At 44.1% G+C, this 21633-nt stretch carries 16 protein-coding genes; 3 read left to right on the forward strand and 13 right to left on the reverse strand.

The window, feature by feature from the left end; genetic code table 11:
• Nucleotides 1–182: 182 nt before the first annotated feature.
• From NLBNIHML_RS03915 to NLBNIHML_RS03925, 3 genes are all read right to left on the reverse strand, one after another.
• Complete coding sequence (locus NLBNIHML_RS03915; protein WP_342570134.1) at nucleotides 183–581, reverse strand: RDD family protein; 399 nt, start codon at nucleotides 579–581, stop codon at nucleotides 183–185.
• 300 nt (nucleotides 582–881) lie between these two features.
• Nucleotides 882–1346 carry a hypothetical protein gene (locus tag NLBNIHML_RS03920; RefSeq protein ID WP_494353821.1) on the reverse strand — a complete coding sequence of 155 codons (465 nt, stop codon included), beginning with the start codon at nucleotides 1344–1346 and terminating at the stop codon, nucleotides 882–884.
• A gap of 436 nt (nucleotides 1347–1782) precedes the next feature.
• A complete protein-coding gene (locus NLBNIHML_RS03925; RefSeq protein WP_494353822.1) occupies nucleotides 1783–2073 on the reverse strand; it encodes a hypothetical protein in 291 nt (96 codons plus the stop codon).
• Nucleotides 2074–2286: 213 nt separating this feature from the next.
• Between NLBNIHML_RS03925 and NLBNIHML_RS03930 the strand changes: the two genes are divergently transcribed.
• Nucleotides 2287–2844 carry a helix-turn-helix domain-containing protein gene (locus NLBNIHML_RS03930; protein ID WP_307535746.1) on the forward strand — a complete coding sequence of 186 codons (558 nt, stop codon included), beginning with the start codon at nucleotides 2287–2289 and terminating at the stop codon, nucleotides 2842–2844.
• A 53-nt stretch (nucleotides 2845–2897) separates the two neighbouring features.
• Entirely contained in the window at nucleotides 2898–3371 is a 474-nt protein-coding gene (locus NLBNIHML_RS03935) for a YbaK/EbsC family protein (RefSeq protein ID WP_339234164.1), read from the forward strand.
• A 153-nt stretch (nucleotides 3372–3524) separates the two neighbouring features.
• Here NLBNIHML_RS03935 and NLBNIHML_RS03940 read toward each other — a convergent pair whose 3' ends face one another.
• The 10 genes from NLBNIHML_RS03940 to NLBNIHML_RS03985 form a co-directional block, all read right to left on the reverse strand.
• Complete coding sequence (locus tag NLBNIHML_RS03940; protein WP_494353823.1) at nucleotides 3525–6032, reverse strand: WG repeat-containing protein; 2508 nt, start codon at nucleotides 6030–6032, stop codon at nucleotides 3525–3527.
• Between the two features lie 161 nt (nucleotides 6033–6193).
• A complete protein-coding gene (locus NLBNIHML_RS03945) occupies nucleotides 6194–7594 on the reverse strand; it encodes a hypothetical protein (RefSeq protein ID WP_494353824.1) in 1401 nt (466 codons plus the stop codon).
• A gap of 13 nt (nucleotides 7595–7607) precedes the next feature.
• On the reverse strand, nucleotides 7608–8150 hold the full coding sequence (locus NLBNIHML_RS03950) for a sigma-70 family RNA polymerase sigma factor (RefSeq protein ID WP_339255640.1): 543 nt from the start codon (nucleotides 8148–8150) through the stop codon (nucleotides 7608–7610).
• Between the two features lie 225 nt (nucleotides 8151–8375).
• Nucleotides 8376–8654, reverse strand: a complete 279-nt coding sequence (locus NLBNIHML_RS03955) for a hypothetical protein (RefSeq protein ID WP_494353825.1) — start codon at nucleotides 8652–8654, stop codon at nucleotides 8376–8378.
• Nucleotides 8641–10473, reverse strand: a complete 1833-nt coding sequence (locus NLBNIHML_RS03960) for a hypothetical protein (RefSeq protein WP_494353826.1) — start codon at nucleotides 10471–10473, stop codon at nucleotides 8641–8643. The genes NLBNIHML_RS03955 and NLBNIHML_RS03960 overlap by 14 nt, the downstream gene beginning before the upstream one ends.
• A gap of 4 nt (nucleotides 10474–10477) precedes the next feature.
• The gene (locus tag NLBNIHML_RS03965) at nucleotides 10478–14032 is read right to left on the reverse strand and encodes a DUF4132 domain-containing protein (RefSeq protein WP_494353827.1); all 3555 of its coding nucleotides are present in this window, start codon (nucleotides 14030–14032) and stop codon (nucleotides 10478–10480) included.
• Between the two features lie 19 nt (nucleotides 14033–14051).
• The gene (locus tag NLBNIHML_RS03970) at nucleotides 14052–15275 is read right to left on the reverse strand and encodes a VWA domain-containing protein (RefSeq protein ID WP_339255648.1); all 1224 of its coding nucleotides are present in this window, start codon (nucleotides 15273–15275) and stop codon (nucleotides 14052–14054) included.
• Nucleotides 15260–17728, reverse strand: coding sequence for a DUF5682 family protein (locus NLBNIHML_RS03975; RefSeq protein WP_494353828.1), 2469 nt, complete (start codon nucleotides 17726–17728; stop codon nucleotides 15260–15262). Before NLBNIHML_RS03975 ends, NLBNIHML_RS03970 begins: the two co-directional genes overlap by 16 nt.
• Nucleotides 17716–18816, reverse strand: coding sequence for an ATP-binding protein (locus NLBNIHML_RS03980; RefSeq protein WP_494353829.1), 1101 nt, complete (start codon nucleotides 18814–18816; stop codon nucleotides 17716–17718). Before NLBNIHML_RS03980 ends, NLBNIHML_RS03975 begins: the two co-directional genes overlap by 13 nt.
• Nucleotides 18817–19233: 417 nt before the next feature.
• Nucleotides 19234–20211: an aldo/keto reductase gene (locus tag NLBNIHML_RS03985; RefSeq protein ID WP_494353830.1), complete on the reverse strand. Its 978-nt coding sequence runs from the start codon at nucleotides 20209–20211 to the stop codon at nucleotides 19234–19236.
• A 188-nt stretch (nucleotides 20212–20399) separates the two neighbouring features.
• On the opposite strand from NLBNIHML_RS03985, the gene NLBNIHML_RS03990 reads away from it, so the two are divergent.
• Nucleotides 20400–21599 (forward strand): cytochrome P450 family protein, encoded by a 1200-nt coding sequence (locus NLBNIHML_RS03990; RefSeq protein WP_339255654.1) that lies wholly within the window; start codon nucleotides 20400–20402, stop codon nucleotides 21597–21599.
• Nucleotides 21600–21633 lie beyond the last annotated feature (34 nt).

A 21633-nucleotide genomic window follows, 5' to 3' on the forward strand; every position in this document is an offset into this window, starting at 1 on the left:
TGCTAGAAGTTATGCAAGAAGTTTATGTTCATTTTTAAGTTATGCACTAATCTTAACTTCATTTATTTTGTGAAGTTAAGATTAGTGCATAAGAAAAAAAGCCTTGAGTATCAAGACTTTTAATGCAAGTATTTTAAGTTCACCGTACAACCCTGTACAGCCAATTCTTATAAGCATTCCGTTTAATCCCAGACTACTTCTGTTCCTGCAATAAAATCATGAATCGCACGTCGATCCTCACGTAAACCAACCATAAAAGCACTCACAATAACTCCGATACCCAAAGTTATTACATACACAAGTCCAGCCACAACAACTCGCATCAGCATCGTACCAATTTTTGGCGGTTCATGTGTATCGTATTTACGGATTCGAATTCCACATATACGTTTTCCAATGGTTCGGCCATACCAGTAAACTGGTAATAAAATTGAATATATCGCACTAAGTAATTTGGCAATCGGTTCATCCGTATCAAAATTACCCGTAAGCACACCTGCAATAATAACTAACGGAATTGAAATAATAAGACTATCCAATACATTTGCTCCTAATCTAATCCAAAAACCTGCTTTATACAAAATGTTTTCCTCCAAACTACAATTTTAAACTAAATTTCTAAATTACTTCCTGAACTCCCTTCATTAAAATATCTAACTTTATGTACACAACTCAAATAGTATAACAGAAAATTTTACCTTTTCACGATAAAACTCCTATTTCATTTTAATTGCAACCTTTGTGAATTTTATAACAAACTTCGAATTAACTTAATTGCTGTTCACACTGCTTACTCTCATCCTTTCTAATATTTAGCTTCTGAGTCTCCAATAAATACACCATAATAATTATGTAAACCAAGAAAATCTACTCAACATTTGTTAAGTAGCCTTCTGTTCGTTCTGCATCTGCCCTCTTCGCCAAATCTTATTCTCCACAATGGCATAGACTAAACCGGCGATGGCAAATACCCATATCGATGTCATTCGGTTCAGATGGTATCCATTCACGAAATATGGATTGTACATGAGATCAAAAACCCACAGCCCGCCCCATCCAAACCCAATCATATAGATGAAAGTTCTCATCATAGGAAAGCATACATATTTCCGCAGCAGCCATGAGATCGGGATAAGAATAACAACATAAAAAACGACTAAATAGTGACCAAATCCCAGGATAAGCGACAAAATATATATCAAGCCCCCTAGATTACGTAAGCCGTAATACTCTGTCGTTGTAATATGGTACCCTTCAATCCTCTCAAGAACGATGAGTGCTGTAAAGAAGATCCCGATAAATATCAGTCCTAATACCATGTAACGTTGAACCGCGTTCACCAACATCAGATCACCCCAATGTCTAAACGCAGCCAGGATCGTTCAAGTTACATGATTTCGAACAAATTACACATAGGCGTTATTAGGTTATGTTAAATGTTAAAGTTAATCCATCGTAAATTGGTCTCATCCAACGACTACTTCTGACCTTCCAGAATCATCGTATCCAGGCGGTCCATAAGCTCATTTTATAGATCTTTTCATTCTTCACTGCATTCATCATATTCCACACTTTGCTGTCTACCATCTTATTCTCGCTATTCTCCATCAATAGCAGACGATTCGGATTAACAGTAACCAGAGCCTCCTGTGCGATCTGTTTACCGCCCCAGCCCTCTGGATCAGGGATCCCCCTCTGTGCGCTTCAGGCCCCATTCACCGTATAACATCTCAGCTGCCCCTTTATATGAATAGACGACTAGGTTGTTTGGATATGTCTTAATTACGGCAAAGGATTCACCATGTACAGCCCCCTCCAGCTTTTGTTTCCACTCTGCAGATTTCGCATCATACTTGGCCAGATATTCATCCTTCTTGCTTTCTTCTCAATTGTAGGTCCCATGATGCCTTCCAACCCAATGGAAGCTGACTTCAATTCATCAAAAGAACGACGCATCCGTTCAAAACGTTTGCCCCCCCATATTGTGGGTGTCTTGATCTCACGAATACCGCTCAGATATTCATGCAGCCGACTGGCGGCTTCATTTTTGATTCTATTTACAATTCTCGCCAAGCAAAAGAAGTGTCGTCGGAGAAAATTTTCGTTTTTTTAATTGTATAGACAAATGTGACTTTTTTGATCTTTAACTCCCGTAATATTTTCCATTTATTATGGATAAATATGAGAAGTAGTTACTTATATCATTAAACTGTCGCCTATTGAATCCAACCGCTTGTATGTTATGATATATTTTAAAATGTTATAACATACAAAAGGAGTGATGCAATGCAATCGCCGGTATTAACTATTGGAGAACGGTTAAAAGAAATACGAGCAACTAGAAATCTTACACTTGAAGATGTTTCTAAACTGACTGATGTAAGTAAGCCTATGCTTGGACAAATTGAAAGAGGACAGTCTTCACCAACGATTACAACTCTTTGGAAAATCGCAGTCGGCTTAAAAGTCCCTTTATCTTTATTATTGGAAGAGCTAGAAGATGAGTGCAGTGTGGTTGATACACGGTCCAAAGACGCTATCATTGAAAATGATGGAAAAATGAGAGCATTTCCTGTTTTTCCTTTTGACCCTACCCGTAACGTTGAAATATTTTATATCGAATTTGATCCTGGATGTCACCATCCATCTGAAAGACACCTTGATGGTGTGGAAGAATATGTTTTTGTGGTACAAGGTATGTTAGAAATGGTAGTCAACACAAAAAAAATTGTTTTAAAAGAAAATCAAGCACTCCGCTTCCGTGCTAATGTTTTTCATTCCTATAATAATCTCTATCAGGAACCATGTATCATTTACAACATGATTTTTTACCCAAGAACATAGGCAAGTTTCATCTGTGATCATCTAGAAAATATTTAAAATGAGGTGTGGTGATTATGGCAATTGAAAAAGTAAAAGATTTTTTTAAACAATATGGTATGAATTCTCAAATTATCGAATTTGAAGTATCTAGTGCAACCGTGGATTTGGCTGCATCTGCATTAGGTTGTGAGCCAGAGAGAATCGCAAAAACACTTTCTTTTATGGTGAATGGACAAGCTGTTTTAGTAGTTGCTGCCGGGGATGCAAAAGTGGATAACAAAAAATTCAAAGAGTATTTCAAAACAAAAGCAAAAATGCTTTCTCCTGATGAAACCATGGATATGGTTGGTCATGCCATTGGAGGTGTTTGTCCATTTGCTATTAAAAATGATGTTTCTGTTTATCTAGACATATCTCTAAAACGTTTTGAGACAATCTATCCAGCTTGCGGGAGTAGCAATAGTGCTATTGAACTTACCATAAAACAATTAGAAAAATACTCTAGTTATTCAGAGTGGATTGATGTGTGTAAAGGATGGAATGTTTGATTTATAGTAGCTCTATATGGGGTAGCGCCAACATTTTGACTAATTTATACGCTAAGTATCAGCGGACATTTGCTTAAAGCAGGAAAAATTCGCTGTCTTTGCGCCTTACGTTCTTAGTGTATATTTTCGTTAAAATGTTGGCTGTACCCTCAATCAACTATGAAAAGATTTCCAGAACGAACCTTCTGTATTAATGATATCCTTGATCTGCACAAACGGAATCGTAAACGTTGGAAACCCTGCTGCATAAGGTGCAATATCATATGGATTGAAATAGAGATGCAACGCATCCGCTGTAACAAAAAACGGCTGATCCGCACTAATGCCCGTATAAGTGTCTGGAAACACATACGAGTATTGAGGATCATTTTTGATCTGATCCCCCACAATCTGGCTTAACACTTTGACATAGTCACTATTCGGTTTAAATAAATCTTTCAGCTCATACAACTGACCGTTCGTCAGATTAATAATCGCATAGATCATCGTAGGCATACCATGCGCTGCACCAGCCGGGTAGTTATAACCTGTGAGTTGCAATTGCAATAATTGCTGCTGATAGAACGTGATATCAAAATCCCCTGTATACGTGTAATCTAGCTGCTGATCAGCAGGGATTGGTTTAACCTGTGAGAGCTCCTTCAACTTGGCATTCAGCGCAAGTTGCTCCGCTTGGTTCGTGAATCCTTCCACTTGCGGATAATATACGAGGTAGTCCCTGTTCGGTTTGTACTTCTCTTCGCGTACACGGTACGGCGGATGAAGTGGAACGATTGTATTTTGCCGCCAAATGATCTGTCCTGCCCGGTTCACATATGATAAGCGCTGATCTACATAGGCTTTAATCAGATCTGGTGCCACGACTTCCAGCGTACCCGAACCTTCTACATGGGGATATCCAGCAGCAGGTCTTCCACTCAGATCCAGCAGATAGGTCTGTCTTCCGTCGGATGCAGATGCCAGACCGTTTGTATAATTGCCTACATCGCGATATATGAAATCCGTAAGCCTTCTGCCATTAATCTCTGCAATCGCGTATACAGAACCAATATAAGGCTGCTCCGGATGAATGGCTTGCCCTAACGCATAACGATGCTCTCCTAGTTCGCGAATATCATTATACGCGGGTTGAATAATAAATGATCCTTGCGTATTAATGACACCATAGTTCGATTTGTAGTCCTCCGCTGTATTAACAATCGCTTGCCCGCCACTAAAAGGAAATGCCGATGAAAACTTGGGCTGAATGCGAATATTCCCCCGTTCGTCGATATACCCATATTTGCCAGAAGCCTCTTTTTGAAAAGCAAGCAGTCCATCCCCCAGTGGTCCCACATAGGCATATGGATAAGTCGCGAGTCGATGTCCATTGCGATTAATAAGCGCATATTCATTATCTTTGATCTGCACAACCGCTCTGCCATCTTGAAAATCATTCCCTGATGTGAACTGTGCCGGTATCACCTCATTGCCCGAAGCATCCAGATAACCATACAGACTCACCGTTCCATCTGTCTGACCAGGATTGGAATCGTAAAACAACGCTCGGCCGTCCTTCATATTCGAGATATACGGGTATGCCCGTTTGGTAAGGACTGTACCTTGTTCATTAATCATCTTAAATCCTTGAGAATCAATGGTTATCGCCCGTTCTTCAGAAAAGGAATTGATGGAATCGTATACAGGTTGAACGACATACTTCCCTTGAAGATTAATTACGCCGGCATGACCATCCTTCACAACCACAGCCAATCCATTGGGCTGGAACGCTTGCGCGTCATCCAGAACTGGCTCAAGCCGAATGTGACCTTGGGCATCCATATACCCCCAACGCGTCCCATTCGTGGTTCGAACGGAGATGGGGTATAACCATGTTGTTACCCGAGCATGGCTTATGGGGACCATCGCCTGCTTAATTTTCTTTTCCAGTTCCTGTAGTACTTCCCTGGAAGGATACGCTTCCGGGAAACGGAGTGCCTTCTGAACGGAAACGAGTGCTGCCGGATACTGACCTGCATGGTACTGAGCATCCGCAAGGTAATACCAGTAGAAGATATAATCAGGATATTGCTGGGTTAGTTGCTCGTAATATTGCACCACTTTGGGATAATAGGTTGCATATACGTCCGGTGCAGGAACCCATTTCCCGTTCTGCCATCGGATAATCTCTACACGATAGGCTTCACCTGTGTCATGAATCCAGAGTGCAATCTCCACCTTACCATCTCGACCATGCGGACCAGGCATATCTATAATCTCTGCATAGCTATAATATAGATCGTCAGGCGCCAGATCTTTGAGCCCTGATTCAGTCCACTCATATACAGCAAGCTTAGACCAAATAGATCCAATCCGCCAACCAATGATGAGATTGTTCCTTGCCGTTGAAGTTACAGGGGCAGCAGTCATTAAAGTCACCCCATAACCCAATCCCTTAATTAGTGCCATCTTGATCCAATGCCCTTGAACAAATTTCAGAATGAGCAAATACAGCTCACCATTCAACTGATAGACTGCTGCAATCTCCGGCATACCGTCACCGGTAAGATCTGCCGCATAGATTGCTTGATGTTGAACAGGTTTATCAATAGTGACGACCGTTGCACCAGCCGGAATATGTTGATTCACAATCTGCGTTAACAGCGGTTCGCTCATGGACATCTCAGTTTCCTCCCTTATGACCGCATTCGCCTAATGGTATGCGTCATAAATCGGGATATGACATGTAATTCATTTTATATAAGTTGGACTTAAAAATATTCACACTCACAACTCCGGTGACAAAACCGCCTTCCGATCACTGCTTTCCACTTTTTAATTATTTATCTATCTTGCAAAGTCACTTTCTTTCCATTGAGTAACAGGTAGCTCACATCGTTCACCGGAATGGTCTTAGGGGATATCCACTTAATGAGATCCTGATCAAGCTGGAGGAAACCGGATTTGCCAGTCAACTTGGTACCATCCTTCAGGTGAACTTCAATACTCAGATTCTCCATGTGAATCTTGCTCAGTGCCTCACCTGTAAGTGTGACTCCAACTGCGGAAAGGGTTACATTTGCCTGTGAGGCTCCATTTGCATCAAGCTGAACGTTTCCTGTTTTACTCAAACCATTTTGACTCAAGTTAAACGTCGTTTTCCAATTCCCCTTTACAACTTCACTAATACTCGTAAAACTGCCTTGAAGTCTCAACTTATCTAAATCGTCAACAGCAGACAGATCATACACATACTCCTCATAATCTCCTCCATACCCGACCCCATCTTTCATATAATGTCCATAGCTAACGGAATATTCAGGTATATCGAGCTTTTGACCTTGCTCATCAGTGAAGTAGAAGTACCCATGATTGTACTCGCCAATTTCATTATCTGGATTAATCTGAATGTGTAACTTGCCATCCACAAAACCTATATTGGAAATATGCATCCATGCGATGCCCTCAATAGGTATATTCGTTACATCCTGATGCAATACCGGAATTGGATCGGTTTCCATCTGAATATCGGTTTTACCTCCCAAGCCACTTATACGATCTTGATTCAGAATATCATAGTCATTAATTTTCTTATCTTGTAACAATCGATCCCAGTCTACTTGGACATTGTAACCATCTTGACGAGAGGTACCCGACATCAGCGTATTGACCTGAACTGTAATTCGATTTTTGCTGACTTCTCCTTGAATGAGGAATCGGACAATAGCCGTTTTATTAGCATCATCGTAATGAATAATCTGAGCGTTGTTTGCATTACCTCCGGTTACTCTGTAATCATATACATCCAATGTATCGTCAATGCGATGACCCGTCAGATCTGATAATGAAACATAGATTTCCGTTGTATCTCCGTCTCTGACAGCACCTATAACCTCCATTCGAATCCCTTGATCTTCACTCACCTGATGAACAGGCTGAAGAATGCCAATCCGATCTGCACCTAAAAAATGAAGAATAGAAGGCAGATCAATGATGCCTACAGATGCAGCTGCACCTGTAACAAGACATAACGATAACGCAGCGGTTACAGGAATATAGATGGCTTTGCGATACTTTCTTCCCCTATTCATGGACTTCTTAGACTGTGCAGATGGAGCAGATGGATATAATGATGAATCTGATCTCGTAACGGTTGCTGGTTCATTCATCGCCAATTTATCATAGAACAACTTTTTAATATTAAAGAGGTTCTTCTCAGTGAATTCTTTCTCGGATTTTCGCATTTGATCGCCTCCTTTATTTCCTGTTCATCCACCATGTCCTCAATCGTTGCCTGGAGCGATAAAGCTTGTTATGGACTTGCCTAACGTGTAGGGACAATGCTTCCGATATCTCATGGGGTCTCTGTCCTTCGTAAAACCGACGTTTCATAATCTCCCGTTCCGGTTCTGGAAAAGATTCAATCATTTGATTAAGTTCCGTATATGTCTCTTTACTGATCATCTGAACCAACAAATCATCCGTTTGCACCGAATGAATCTCCTCTACATATGTAAGCTCAGTTCTTCGATTAAGTTTCCGGTAGCGATCAATCGCTTTATGTTTTGTGATCGTTGCAAGATAATTTTTCAAGCTACTTCGCCCAGATTGGAATGCATCCGGATTCTGCCAAAAAGCAAAAAATGTATCTGCTACGCATTCTTCAATCTCTTCTGCCGATGCATGATGTAGGATAGAATGAGCAATCTTCCATAACAAACCTGCGTAGTGGTTCATCACCCATTCCATGGCTTCAGGATCACGATTCACTACTGCCTTCCGTATCTGTTCTTCTTCCACGATTATATATCCCTCCCTTCCATGCGCATATGAGTCACAAATGCTGGTGTTGATCCGTGCTTCCTACTTATATTCGTTTGAGAAATGACTTTTACTTACTCCACGATAAAAAAAGATTTGCATTGACCTCTACGGCCTTCTGCAAATCTTCTTATTTCTATACTATATCTTATTTTCTACATCATATCGCTTCATGTGCCTTCGCTTCGCGGTTATTATCCAGTATCACGTCTCTTCTTGCACACTAAGCTGTACATATTGCGTGAGACGGCAATACTGAAATAACAGCATCTCTTCATTACCTTGTCCCAGAGCCACGCTACGCCCTTCCTTGATCATGTGATTCAACAACTCATGCAGGAAACTCATCTGCAACCGCATGGATTCAGCTACGAGCTGCTCAAGAACTTCAATATCTCGGATCGCAAACTGGGATAACCCCCGCAGGAGCAGCTCTTCAGACCAGCTGCTGATTCTTTGCATGAACTGATTATGCTCTTCCAAGTCTCCCCATCCTTCCATTCCCGATTTCCAGTTTAAGACTAAGCACCGTTTGACCCTTCAGGAAACTGATTGGGCTAATCCGTCTTGATTCCACACGCACAAACGCATAGAAGTGTTCAAGGGATTGGGAACCATATCCTGATTCCAGTCTTTGGATCATTGTCTGCCAATCTGTTGAATACGGGAGAGTGAGTGTCAGTAGTTCTCCATCGGCACTCTCAACCTTTAGGACAAGATCTTGCGTTTGTTTGACAAAGCTATGGTCCACAATTCGGGCAACTTTGATCACAGCCAGTCGTTCTCTAGGCGCAGTGAATAAGGCGAATGTTCGCGATTCCTCTTGAAGTACAGACGATGCATCCTGCATGATTTTGCCCATATTCAGCGTTTCCACGCCCAAACGTGGCAAAATGGTAAGCTTGGCACCTTCCCCGGAGGAAATCCGGCGTTCTTCATTCACTTTCACGGAGTGGAATTGAACTTCTTCACCCACGAACTGACGAAAGGTCACATGAGGCAGCCATGGTGTAAATGCACCATAATGCTCTGTATATGAGAACTGCTGATCATCATAATACACAGCACGTACATCGCTATAGGTGTAGATTTCCCCATCATCGAAACAATAGAAGTAATAGGTGATACCACGGAAACCGGATCGTGTCTCCCATGCATCGGCTCCCAGTCCATATAGGTGAAGTGAAGGAACCGTAAAGTATTTACTTCGAAAACTGCCAATGAGCTGACTCTGTTGAATGGTTGACACCTTTTTCTCTTCAAGAACCTGGAGTGCAAGATACAGCTTGCTTACTCGATCCAGCATGGATTGCATGGAGAAACGGATATGTCTGTTGAAAAACAACTGTAGTTCGCCTTGAATCCCTCGCAGACTGCGTTCGATGTCAGGCAGGTTGCCACTATGGGCAGCAATGGCCAGTGTCTCCAATTGTGCCATATAGGACTGCGGAAGACGGGCCAGTCCCGTCTTCAACAATCCTGCCAGCATCATGCGACATTCCTGCACGGTCTGCAAAGAAAACTTGGCTTCGTACACTCGTCCACTTAATGCATCCGTATCATCCAGCCCTTTTAGTGCACGATACCGTAACAATGCTTCAAGCTTGGCCAGCTTTCCGGCTGTCTGCGGCACCTTGCAAAGAGCTTTCGCAAGACTGGCTTCCTCAGTAAAAGACACCTCAATGTTCTGGCTTGTCAGCTGTACCGTAAGAAGTGAATCTTCAATGATCTTCACCTCTTCAGGGTACCTTAAGCGGAATACAACTTCCTCTATCATGGAGGCACTATATGGTTTAATTAACACGCTAAGATCAGACTCCGTCATCCAGCGGAAACGAGACTCGATCTCACGAGATGCTCCATGCGAAACTACGTCTGAATCATCCCTATTTGATCCTACGTTTGACACAAAGTCTGTTACTGTTAAACCTTTTAATACGTCCAAGGAATTCTTTTCCGATATCCCTGAGTCCTTATCTGGCATTTGCTTCTCGTCAACACTGATCGAATCCTCTAACGAATGTTTCCGTTGATCATATAGAATTGCAATCAGCACATGCTTGCAGATATGCTCTGACGGACAGGAACAATTCCAATGATCCAGCGTATCCTCAAGCGTACATTGTGTCCCATCACTTAACTCGCAGCTCACGGATGATTCATTCCATGTGTATGTTACAGTTACACCATTGTCCAACTCTTTCAAAGACCTTTTGTACAATCCCTTGTTGGCGTAACGGATCAGATAATCCTCTGTACACAGCTTCGAAAAAATCCGGAATTTCTCCTTGAACGCACTCACGTTATCAACGCCCCGTTGCTCTCAAAATATCGTAGATCGTTTCACTGAATACGCGACCTGAAACGTTGCCCAGAGCAATGGGTTTGTTGTCACCGTAGTAATAATATTGCTTGTTATTCGGTTTGAAGAAATGTAGGGATTCCAGGGTAATGTCATCCAATCCCTCGTAATACGTAATACTCGTACCACTGAATTGCAATTCCGCAACAAGATCTCCGTACTCTTTATAAAATTCATGATACCAGCCGCCGTCCTGTGCAGGCCCCTTGATCCAGCCGTATTTCTCCAGTGCTTTGGGGAAAGACGTTGGTGAGAAATCAGACTCAGGTAGACGATCGTATTCATTCTTGGTCTTGTCCTCATCTTCAGGCTGATGAATTTCACGATTCAGTTGCTCAAACGGCTGCTTGATCTCGTAATCCTCCAACTGCGTTATCCAACCTTCAAGCGTCGCCTGATCCAGTTCCAATGGGTGTATAAGTCCCACTTGTGCACCTGAAGGCAGATCAACCTCATCTTCATCCACGGAATTAAAGGTGCCGTCCTCCATATAACGGAACGTGCTGATCAGAACGCCATCCTCATACGTCCCCCAGATCAGACCAACAGCAAATTTTTGCATGATGACATTATCAACAAACAGAGATTTCCACTCATCGGCAGACCACAGACGTTGCTTGGACAATGATTCTTCCAGACGCTGCGCCTGAATATTAACCATGGATTTGAGATCTTTTTTCAGCTGCGTAAAACGTGCCTTGGACTGTGCTGCGAGTTCAGCATCGTCTTTCTGTGCAGGAGCAGGCAGACTCTTCACGGATTTGCCCGTTTCTTCATTGAGTACAACCACTTGCAAGTCTCCATTCACCTTAACCAGGAAGGAGCGCTCCCCGTAACTCAGCTGCATGGTCCCTTTTTCATCAAAACCAAGTGTAGTGACCAGCCGATCTTCCAATTGTTCCGAGGTAAGTCCCATATTATCAGCTGCAAGCTGCAATGCTTCTTCAGCTGCACCTTTCACTTGGCGGTTCTTCACACCACGTTTGATCTTGTCAATCGCCATAAGAGCGGATGGATCTTTCAGATAAGCGAGCACTTTTACAGCATCCGCTGCAATCGCACCACGACTGTTTTCGGTCCATTCCTTAATTTGCGGAGCCAGAATATTTACAATCTGAATATCACCAAAGAGTGCTGAAACATACATCACCCACTTCTCTTTCGCGGGAGCACCTTCCTGAATCCAGACCTGAAGCAATTCACTTGCAAAACGAGCGAGCGATGCCTCACTTACGTAGTCCCGTAATTCATTTAACCTTTCATTGGGACCAGATGTATGATCCAAGGATTGCACCAGCACATAAAGCTTAATTCGGTCATCTACCGGCTGATTATCTTCTGTCCGTATCAGGGATGGGAGATCTTTCAGGGACAACCAGCTTAGTCTGGACAGCTTCTTGCTATCTGCCTGATCAGCAAGCGCAGCATGAGCATACTCCGGGCTCAGATCTGCGGTATCGAGCAGAATTTGAATCAGGTTCTTCCAATCCGCTGCCTTCTCTTTCTTCAAAAGCTCACCGTACAGCTCCTTGCTGTTTTCGAGACTGCGGATTGCAGTCAGAGCCATCTCCTTGATTCCCGCTTTTTTCTCCGAGAGGTATACGAGCGTATACAAGTCCTCATCAGGAATCCGGTTAAATTCGGCTAAAGCCACACCATTGGCCTTCTTGGACGAATCCTGCAATCCGGCACGAATTGCTTCGGACAGTTGTTTCTTCGAGATCTCATCACGTTGTTCAAAAGTAATCTCCAGAATTAAAATGCGCGTATCCGTTGGCAGCTTCTTGTACTGTGTCAGTGCATAGTCCAAGTTCTGCTGAATGATTCGGCGGTATTCGTCATGTGGCATGGCTTTGTATCTGTAGTCGGTCATGCCATTGAGAGAGATCAGGCTGGTCAGCAATTTCTCACGCTGCACCTCAGGATCTTGCCCATAACGTTGAAGCAGTTTCTCTCCACTAAACGCGTATGAATTATACATGTCTGAGACAATATCCAGCGTCCAATCGGGATGAGTGGTCAGGATTGCGAATCTGCGCATTGCTTCCGACTCCAAGGGCAGAAAACTAATACTGATGAGAATATGAACACGCTTCTTGTCCCGATTCAGTTGATTAAACAACGCACGACTATTCGAGTCTTGCCAATATTCCTCAAGGGTGTTTTCCCCACTTAAGTATCTTGCAATCGCAATTCCCTGGCGCCCCCCATCCAATGGATGCCGCAAAGCGCTGAATACCGCTTGCTCCAATGACTCCTCTGCATTTGGCAGCTCCAATCCCTGATCCTCCATGAATTTTTGAATGCAAAGTTTGAGGAATGGCGTTTTGATCAACTCGTAAGCTCGAATTGCTTGTTCAGGATGATTCGTGACCGTGGATCGTAACATGTTCCAGGATATGGTATACATATTAAGCTCGTCTCTCAGCATTTCAACCAACTGATAAGGCTCATCCAGAGGCACAAGTCCAGCAAGCAGATCATTGGGACTCTTTGCTCTCGGGTCCATACTCAGCAAGTAACTTCGAACTTCAAGTGGATAAATCTCATGTAACTGATGCAGGGTATGAAGCAAAATATCCCCAATCTCACTCTTTGCATCAAGAAACCGTTGTTTGCCTCCACTAATATTAATCAGGTACAGCAAGGCACTGCTCACCAGTACCATCGTTTGATGGAATACAGCGTGTGAACATTGCTCTTTAGGAGAGAAAGACGTATTGGGATACAGCTCAGCTATGAGCTGACTACGCTTTTGCTTGAGGAATTCATCTTTCAATTCTTGGGAAGATCCGTTATGCTTCCCTTGAATGTTACTGACCACTATAGGTTCGATCAACGTATGTAGCTCATTCCGCAACTGATCAGGATCATTCGCCATCACATGTTGAAACAACGCTGGCAACGATTGCGCAGCAGATTCAACCTCTGCATGAGAAGAGGTATCACTTAGCTTCGAATATAGTTGCAGGAGCATTAATGCATTAATGACATCCCGATAATTCCCCTGACTGTCCGCTTTTTTGGAATCAAAAAGCCACTGGGCACGTTTTAATTTGCTCTTCAATTCAGCCAGAATTTCGTTTTCGCCCGCAAACTGTTGGATCTTCTCCAACCTGGCCAACAACCCGCCCATGCGATCAGAACTTTTGCTCTTCCCGCTTAAGCCGTAGGCTTCAGAATCATTTCCCATACAGATGGTAAAGGCATCCGTTCTCCATGTATTTCTTTTTGAATAAGTCGATTCCAGATATATCACAATAGCCCCGGCACGGTAAAAGATGTCTCCGTCCTCTTTTTTGGCGAGCTTCATGAGCAGATCAATCGTCTGATACACATAATGACTCGAATTTCCCAACATATCCGGGAACTTGTCTGTCGTTCCTAAGACATAATCAATAATCTCGGAGCTTCGATCTGTTTTTAATGAATACTCGTTTGAACACGTTACTGCGAATTTCTCCACCAAAGTTTCTACTGCACGATCTGTGGTAAGCATTACACATTCCTCCTTGAATTTAAGTGATGATCTCGCCAATCCAATCCGCAAGCTCGTTTGGGGTAATTGCTGCTACATGTGCGCCCATATTGGTCAACGTCTGTGCTGCATGTTGGTTATAGACTGAATCTCCGTTAAAATCGAGCGCAGTGAGAACCAGCAATTTGCAGCCTGCGTCGATGATATCTTTACAGGCTTTGTACATCTGCGCGATTGGGTAACCTTCCTCCAGGTCACTGACCAGAATAAAGATCGTTTTGCCTGGATTATCGATCAGCGTCTCGCCATAACGCAACGCTTTGGTAATATGTGTGCCCCCGCCGAGTTGTACATTCATAAGCACGTCTACCGGGTCTTCCAGTCTGTCGCTCAGGTCAACCACTTGGGTATCAAATATGAATAGTTTTGTTCGTAGCGCATTCAAGCGATAGAAGATGCTGGCCATTACCGAACTATAGATGACTGAATCCAGCATACTGCCACTTTCATCCACTCCAATGATGATGTTCCACTTGTTATGGGGCTGTATATTCCCGTCGAAATAGAGTCGATCAATCACAAATCTGCGCTTATTTTTATCATAATTTTTCATATTTTTGGTGATGGTTCGTTTGAAATTCAGATTGCGCAAGGATCGTACTGAACTGGAGGTATAACGACTGCGCTTACCCATGATACTGGCTCGAGTCTGAGACTCCAGCTTGCTGCGAAGTTCTTCCACCACCGTTCGCACGATCTCTTTAGCGCTTTTTAACACCTCACCTTTCATCCGTCCTTTGAACTGCATAATGTTCTTGAGCAGATTCATGTTGGGTTCAAGGGACTCAAGCAGCTTTTTGTCTGTTAACAATTCAGTCAGTCCATAGCGGTCGAGTGCCTGCTTCTCCAATATTTCTACCGTTGGTTTGGGGAATAGGTCCCTGACCTTGTGTAACCATTTCGGTACAGTCAGGTTGGACGCACCGCGTCCTCCCTCTTTTCGATAACCTTGTTCTTCACCGTATTCACGGTTATAGAGATAGCCCAGAATCTCATCCATTTCCGTATATTGAAATTCACTCGAAGTGTATTGGTCTGTATTGCACAGCCCTTCTTCGGCCGATTCACCAAGAATCAGACGCCAGCGATTTAAGGTTTCAGCAGAAGGATGCTCCCCTCGTTTGCCTCCATCCAGATTGGAACTTTCATGGTTATCTCTGGATTCGCCCGCTCTCCGATTCGCCTCATTCATATTAGCTTCCATGCGGCAAACTCCTTTCGAAGCGCTTCGTCCCATGCTTTGGACTGGATCAGCATCTGTTCATCAAGCGCAGGTCTTGACATCTCCACTGGTTCAACCTGATGCAGACTTGCCACCCGTTCAGCAATCAAACCTGTTTCCATTGGTGTAAAGTAAGTGAATGCCAGCCTTAATTCCGGTACCATGCTGATGAAGTCGTCGTATGACAGCTTTTCAATCAACACATTCAACTCGGATAAGAGCTGATCTTCATATAAAAAAGCGTCACGTGCGACTGTGAATACGCCCTGTAAAAAAAGTGCCGTTTGACGGGTCTGATCCGGTGTACCATGGATATACCCGCGAGCACGATCAACAATCTCATCTCGGGGCCTGTCTCCGAGACCTGAGGAAATAGCCACACACACACCCTCCAGCTGTGCCGGAAGCTGGTGATCAGACAAAAGCTCATTCAGATGAATTCGGAATGTCTCATCCTGAAAATACGCCTCCGATGACTCCGCGAGCATGGCTAGCAGCTTCAGTCCCTGAATAATGGCTTCATGTTCATCCGGATTGGCTCTGGAGAGCTGCAACAACTTGTCCACGGCGTTCCTATAAGCTTCGGATACCAGGTCAGGGAGATGTTGCTCGTAAGATAATCCCAGCAACCTGCGGTGTTGATGAATTCGGTTCAAGACTTGCAAGCTGTTACATAAGGATAGGAAATTCCCGTCGGTTCTCAGCGCCGAGCGCACCTGTTCATAGAGCTTCATTGCTGTGTTCTGAAGTCCCATGAGCAGTGCTTGAAGCATGAGCCCGGCAAGTTCACCGCTATGATGATCCGGGATCTCCTGCATTTGTTCTTCCATTTTGCGTGTGGCTGCTCCAGCAAGCGTTCCGCCATAGAGTGAGTTCTCTATCAATCTGGCCTCAATACGGGAAGAGTACATATAAACCCAGGTTTCACGAACCAGATTCATGTCACGCTCTGCGATCCAGTCTGGCCCCGATTGCCGTTTTGCGAATTCTGGAACCAGATACGTGATGCATTGAATCAATTGGCTGATCTGACGATGCTCTGGTTTCGCATACAAATCCAGCACTTTCTTGTGTTGTCCTGTTGTGCGAATCTGCAATTTGTAGACTGTACAACGCGCCTTGAAATCCTCCACGATGGGGATACTGAATGAATTGGGAGCCACGCTTCCAATGACGTCTCCTGTCAATAACTGCTGTAGCTCTTGCAACGGTTTATCGGTAGCCAAGGTAAGCTCCCCCTTCACAAAGGAAGAGAGTGCTGCATCCATCAACTCGTACACGCCGCCTTCCCTTTTACCCCGAAGACCGGCAAGTCCCTGAATCATACTGTACGTCTCAATCGCATCACTGGTTGATACATGTTCGTGACCGTCCCGTAATTTGCGCATCAGCCGAGATAACAAGTCCAGAGCCGTTAGATTGTATGGTGTACTCTTCTTGCGAAGCAGCTGGTTCCAGATCTGATCGTAATAATTCACATAAGGCATGCCGCTTGCATATCCATTAAGCCGATCTGCTTCAGCAAAGGTATAGACCATCGGGTACATCTGTTGGTGAACCGCACTTGGATCAAACGCACTGTGTGGAGACCTACCTGGTTTAACTTGTGCATCCAAATGTTGTTCTGCATGTTGTTTATCCATTTCTGGCTGTTCCAATTCTGATTCATGTTTCTCTGACATCAACAGTCCATAAGTATGAAATCCACCAGTAATGACAAGCACACGCTCATGCTCAAGTACCGCTTGTTGAATACGTTGTTTCATATACACTTCTCTTGCCAAATCACCTGAAGACTGTAATCGTTCCGTGGAATAACACATTCGGGATAGCGTGCAATACGTGAATACATCCTGCACGAATTCCTCAGTAGATTTCTCCAGTCCACCAATCTCAAACACCTTTTCCCACAATTCATCAAAACTGCGACAGTTTGTTTTTTGGCACAATCGGTTGATAAATTCCGACCCTGCAAGCAAGGTTTCGTCTTGGATGGAGATCTCCTTTTGCTCTATCTGGCCGGATTTGGATGCATGAGTGGAGAAATGTTGGTAGTCCAGGTCAATAAACTTCGCCGGAATGCCCAGTCGTTTTGCTTCTTTCATGGCCACATATTCAGGCGAATAACGAAGCATCGGATAATAGCAGGCTTCTCTCTGCAACTCACTCTCATAGGTGTAGTACAGACTGACAGGAGGCAAGGTTGCCTCATCACTCAGAACCGAAATGAATGGATTACCGCTCTCTGGTCCTTCGATCAGAATGATATCCGGCTTGTACTCTTCGATTAATCGTAACAAGTGATATGAACATACAGGACTGTGGTGTCGTATTGGATAATAGACCGTATGATTACTCAGGTTATAGACATGGGACTTGAACAAGGATTGTAACTGATCAACATCAGGGTCCAAAACTGCTGTTAACCGATCCATTTTCTCTCCTCATAATAGTCCTTCCATATTCCATCTTCCCTGGAACGCTCTTTAACAACCTTGGAGAAGTAGGTTTTGAGAATGGACAGATCCTTGTCGTTTTCCTTCGCAATGGTCCCTAGCATGTTCTGCACTAATCGATCCAGCGCAATAGCCTTATCTTCGTAGTAATAGGAAGTCATCGCACTCTGGACATAGACTGACACCGCTTCTGCTGTACTCATGGAGGCTTGAGGTGTATCCAGCTTGTAGCCTTCCCGTGTCATGCCGGTGCGCAGTTCCATAAAGGTTGTAGCCAGCAATTCAACCACATCCGGGTTAATTTCAATATCAATTCCACTATGTAATAACAGGCTTCTTGCCTGGGATTCAATAATTTTGGCTTCCATCTTCACGTTATGAATGGGCTTGATCGTTTCAAAATTGAACCGCCGTTTCAAGGCACCGCTCATTTCGTTAACACCTTTATCCCGAATATTGGCTGTAGCAATAACGTTAAATCCCGGCTGGGCAAACAGTACACCGCCATCCAGTTCGGGAATGCTCATAACCTTGTCACTGAGAATACTAATCAGACTATCCTGCGCTTCAGCGGGACAACGTGTAATCTCTTCAAATCGGGTAAGAATGCCTTTCTTCATTCCGTTATATAACGGCGATGGTACAAGCGCCGCTTCCGAAGGGCCTTTATCCAGCAACATGGCGTAATTCCATGAATACTTGATCATGTCTTCCGTCGTACCTGCTGTACCTTGAATCGTGTTCAGGCTGGTGCCGGAGATCGCTGCGGTTAATAGTTCGCTAAGCATGGTCTTGGCTGTTCCGGGTTCTCCCACAAGCATTAATCCCCGATTGCCTGCCAGAGTGACTACTGCACGTTCGATCAACACGTCATTGCCATAAAATTTGCGGGTAATCGGGATTTCTTCTCCATTCCATAGCGCTGGCTTATCCCTGCCAATAATAAAATCACGCACATAGGCGGGAGATAACAGCCAGTTCGGGGGACGTTTTCCCTGATCCTCTTCTCGCAGTGCACGTAATTCAACCTCGTATAATGTCTCGGCGGGTGGTTTAAGCATCTCCATCGTCAAGGTGTCTCCTCTCACATAAACAGATCGTATGTTCTTATTCCTATCATTTTATCACAGCACCCTAACATCTACCCGGTAAAACGATAAAAATGGTTGAAACGTCCTTCTTATCAGCACTCTTCCTAAGCCCATGGACATATCCTCTAGCACAAATATGAAGTTGAATTATCCTTATAGTCGTTTCGACACACGGGTTTCGAGCAAAAGAGCATGCTTATGACTAGTACATTCGCAGTGTAGGTCATATGATCATAGGAATCATTACACTTTCCATATTGTGTTTCAACCAAATGAGGCCAGATATCACAAAGAAAGACACAGCTCAGCAACCGTGTCTTCTTCTACAATCATCTTTCACACAATATCTATTAATTTTTCGATCAAAACGAAGCAATCCTCTGATATCTCTAGTTACATCCTACGCCCGCATGAAGCGGAATACAGCTCGTACCACTCATAACGGGTAAGCTCCATATTTGCTGCATCACGACAGGCCAGAATACGTTCTGGTCGAATCGAACCAATGACTGGCTGAATCCCTGCTGGATGCTTCATTAACCAAGCCAGTACAATAGATTCCGGTGTCACCCCACGCTCCTTGGCCATTCGATCAACCAGCCCAGCCGTATGCGCAATCTCCGGGCGTTGCCCTTCGACGACCCTGCCCGTAAATCGACCTTGAGCAAGGGGACCCCAAGCTTGCAGTTGAATATGTTCTGCCTGACAATATTCCATCGTGCCATAGGGAAATACGTTGTCTCTGGCTTGGGGGCGATTCACCGTCACACCAGCTTCTACGAATCCGATTTTGTCCAGACTCATCTCCAACTGATTCACAATCAGAGGTACTTTACTATGAAGCTGAAGAAGGCGAATCTGTTCAGACCCCATATTGGACACACCAAAATGGCGTACTTTACCGGAATGATGCAGCTCAGCCAGTGCTTCTCCAATCTCTTGTGGATGGGCTAGTGGATCAGGACGGTGTAACAGCAAAATGTCCAGATAATCGATGCCAAGCCGTTCTAGGATACCGTCGACACTCGCCAGGATATGTGCACCTGAAGTGTCATAACGCTGCGGTCCTTCATCATCACCCACAAGACGTATACCACACTTCGACTGTATAATGATCTGTTCACGTAAGCCAGGAGTTTCGGATAAGACTCGCCCCAATACATGCTCTGCCTTACCACGTGTGTATATATCCGCCAGATCAAAGTGATTAATCCCTATTTCGATAGCCGCTTCGACCGCTCGATGACCCTCCACGACAAGATCTGAAGTAATGGGAAACCCGTCCCATTCGCCCCCAAAACGCATACAGCCAAGAACCATTCGACTTGCCGGAATCCGGTGTTGATGCAAAGGAAGTTGTGTGTAAGACATGTCAGCGTTCACCTCGTTTTCATTTTTACCAAGCATAATAATCATTTCTATCTACCATGTCTTCTTCCATCTTCCTCTATTTTCCTGCTCAATCATTCACCTGGACCAAAAACAAGGTTTCAAAAGCCTACGTATTGAATATATAGAAGGTGCAGACATATGAAGGAATATGAGAGGAGATTTTGCATTTGAAACCGAATGAAATAAACGAATCCTCAAAGCCAGCGTTTTTTACCAAAGAATTCACACATAACCCTTACCCGGTGTATGAAAAGTTAAGAAAAGATGAGCCTGTTTTCAGAGTCATGTTTCCACATGGAGAATTCGGTTGGATTATTACCCGATACGAGGATGCAGTCCAGATTTTGAAAGATCCTCGCTTCAGCAAAGACATGGTCCGACGTTATGGCGCTGAAAATCAAAGCATTTTCTCGAATAATATGTTATTCTCCGATCCGCCAGATCATAGACGTCTTCGGGGACTTGTGCAGAAAGCATTCACACCCAAAATGGTCGCTAACATGCGAAGCCATATTCAGGACATCGCTGATGAACTGCTGGACAACCTCCCGTCACAGGAAAAAATGAATCTGATCGATGATTTTGCTTTCCCGCTGCCCATCATTGTTATCAGTGAAATTTTGGGAGTCCCTGCCCAGGATCGTGACCAATTCCGCATATGGTCCAATACGGTAATCGACGCTTCCACAGCGGAGAGCGCTGAGCTGTTTGAGCAGCATTCCAAGGAGTTTACAGATTACCTTACGGCCTGGTTCGCGAAAGTACGCCAAGACCCGGGCACAGATCTGATCAGCCAGCTCGTCATTGCAGAAGAATCCGGGCAGCAGTTAACTGAACAAGAATTGCTTGGCGTGGTCTCTTTATTAATCATTGCCGGTCATGAAACAACCGTTAATCTCATCGGGAACGGCATTCTCGCCCTGCTGGAGCATCCGGAGCAACGCGAACTGCTGATCAAGCAACCCGAGCTTATTCACAATGCCATTGAAGAGATGCTGCGTTATAACGGACCGGTAGAGTTCAGCACATCCCGTTGGGCTCTTGAAGATATTGAATTCCGTGGACAGCATATTGCTCAAGGTGAACTTGTCATCGTTGCGCTTGATTCTGCCAACCGGGACGAACAGCAGTTTAAGGATGCTGATATCTTCGACATTACCCGCGAAAAAAGTTCACACCTGGCTTTTGGCAAAGGCATTCATCTCTGCCTCGGAGCCCCGCTTGCTCGTCTGGAAGGTGAGATTGCAGTCAGCACACTTCTGAATCGTTTTCCAAATATGCAGCTTCAGGCAGATGTGAATGAACTGGAATGGAGACCTGGCATGATTGTTCGTGGTGTCAAGGAAATCCCGGTTCAACTTAAATAATGGCTAATAAGGAATACATGAAAGCGAGGCACAT

It is taken from the genome of Paenibacillus sp. JNU01 (assembly GCF_059130585.1).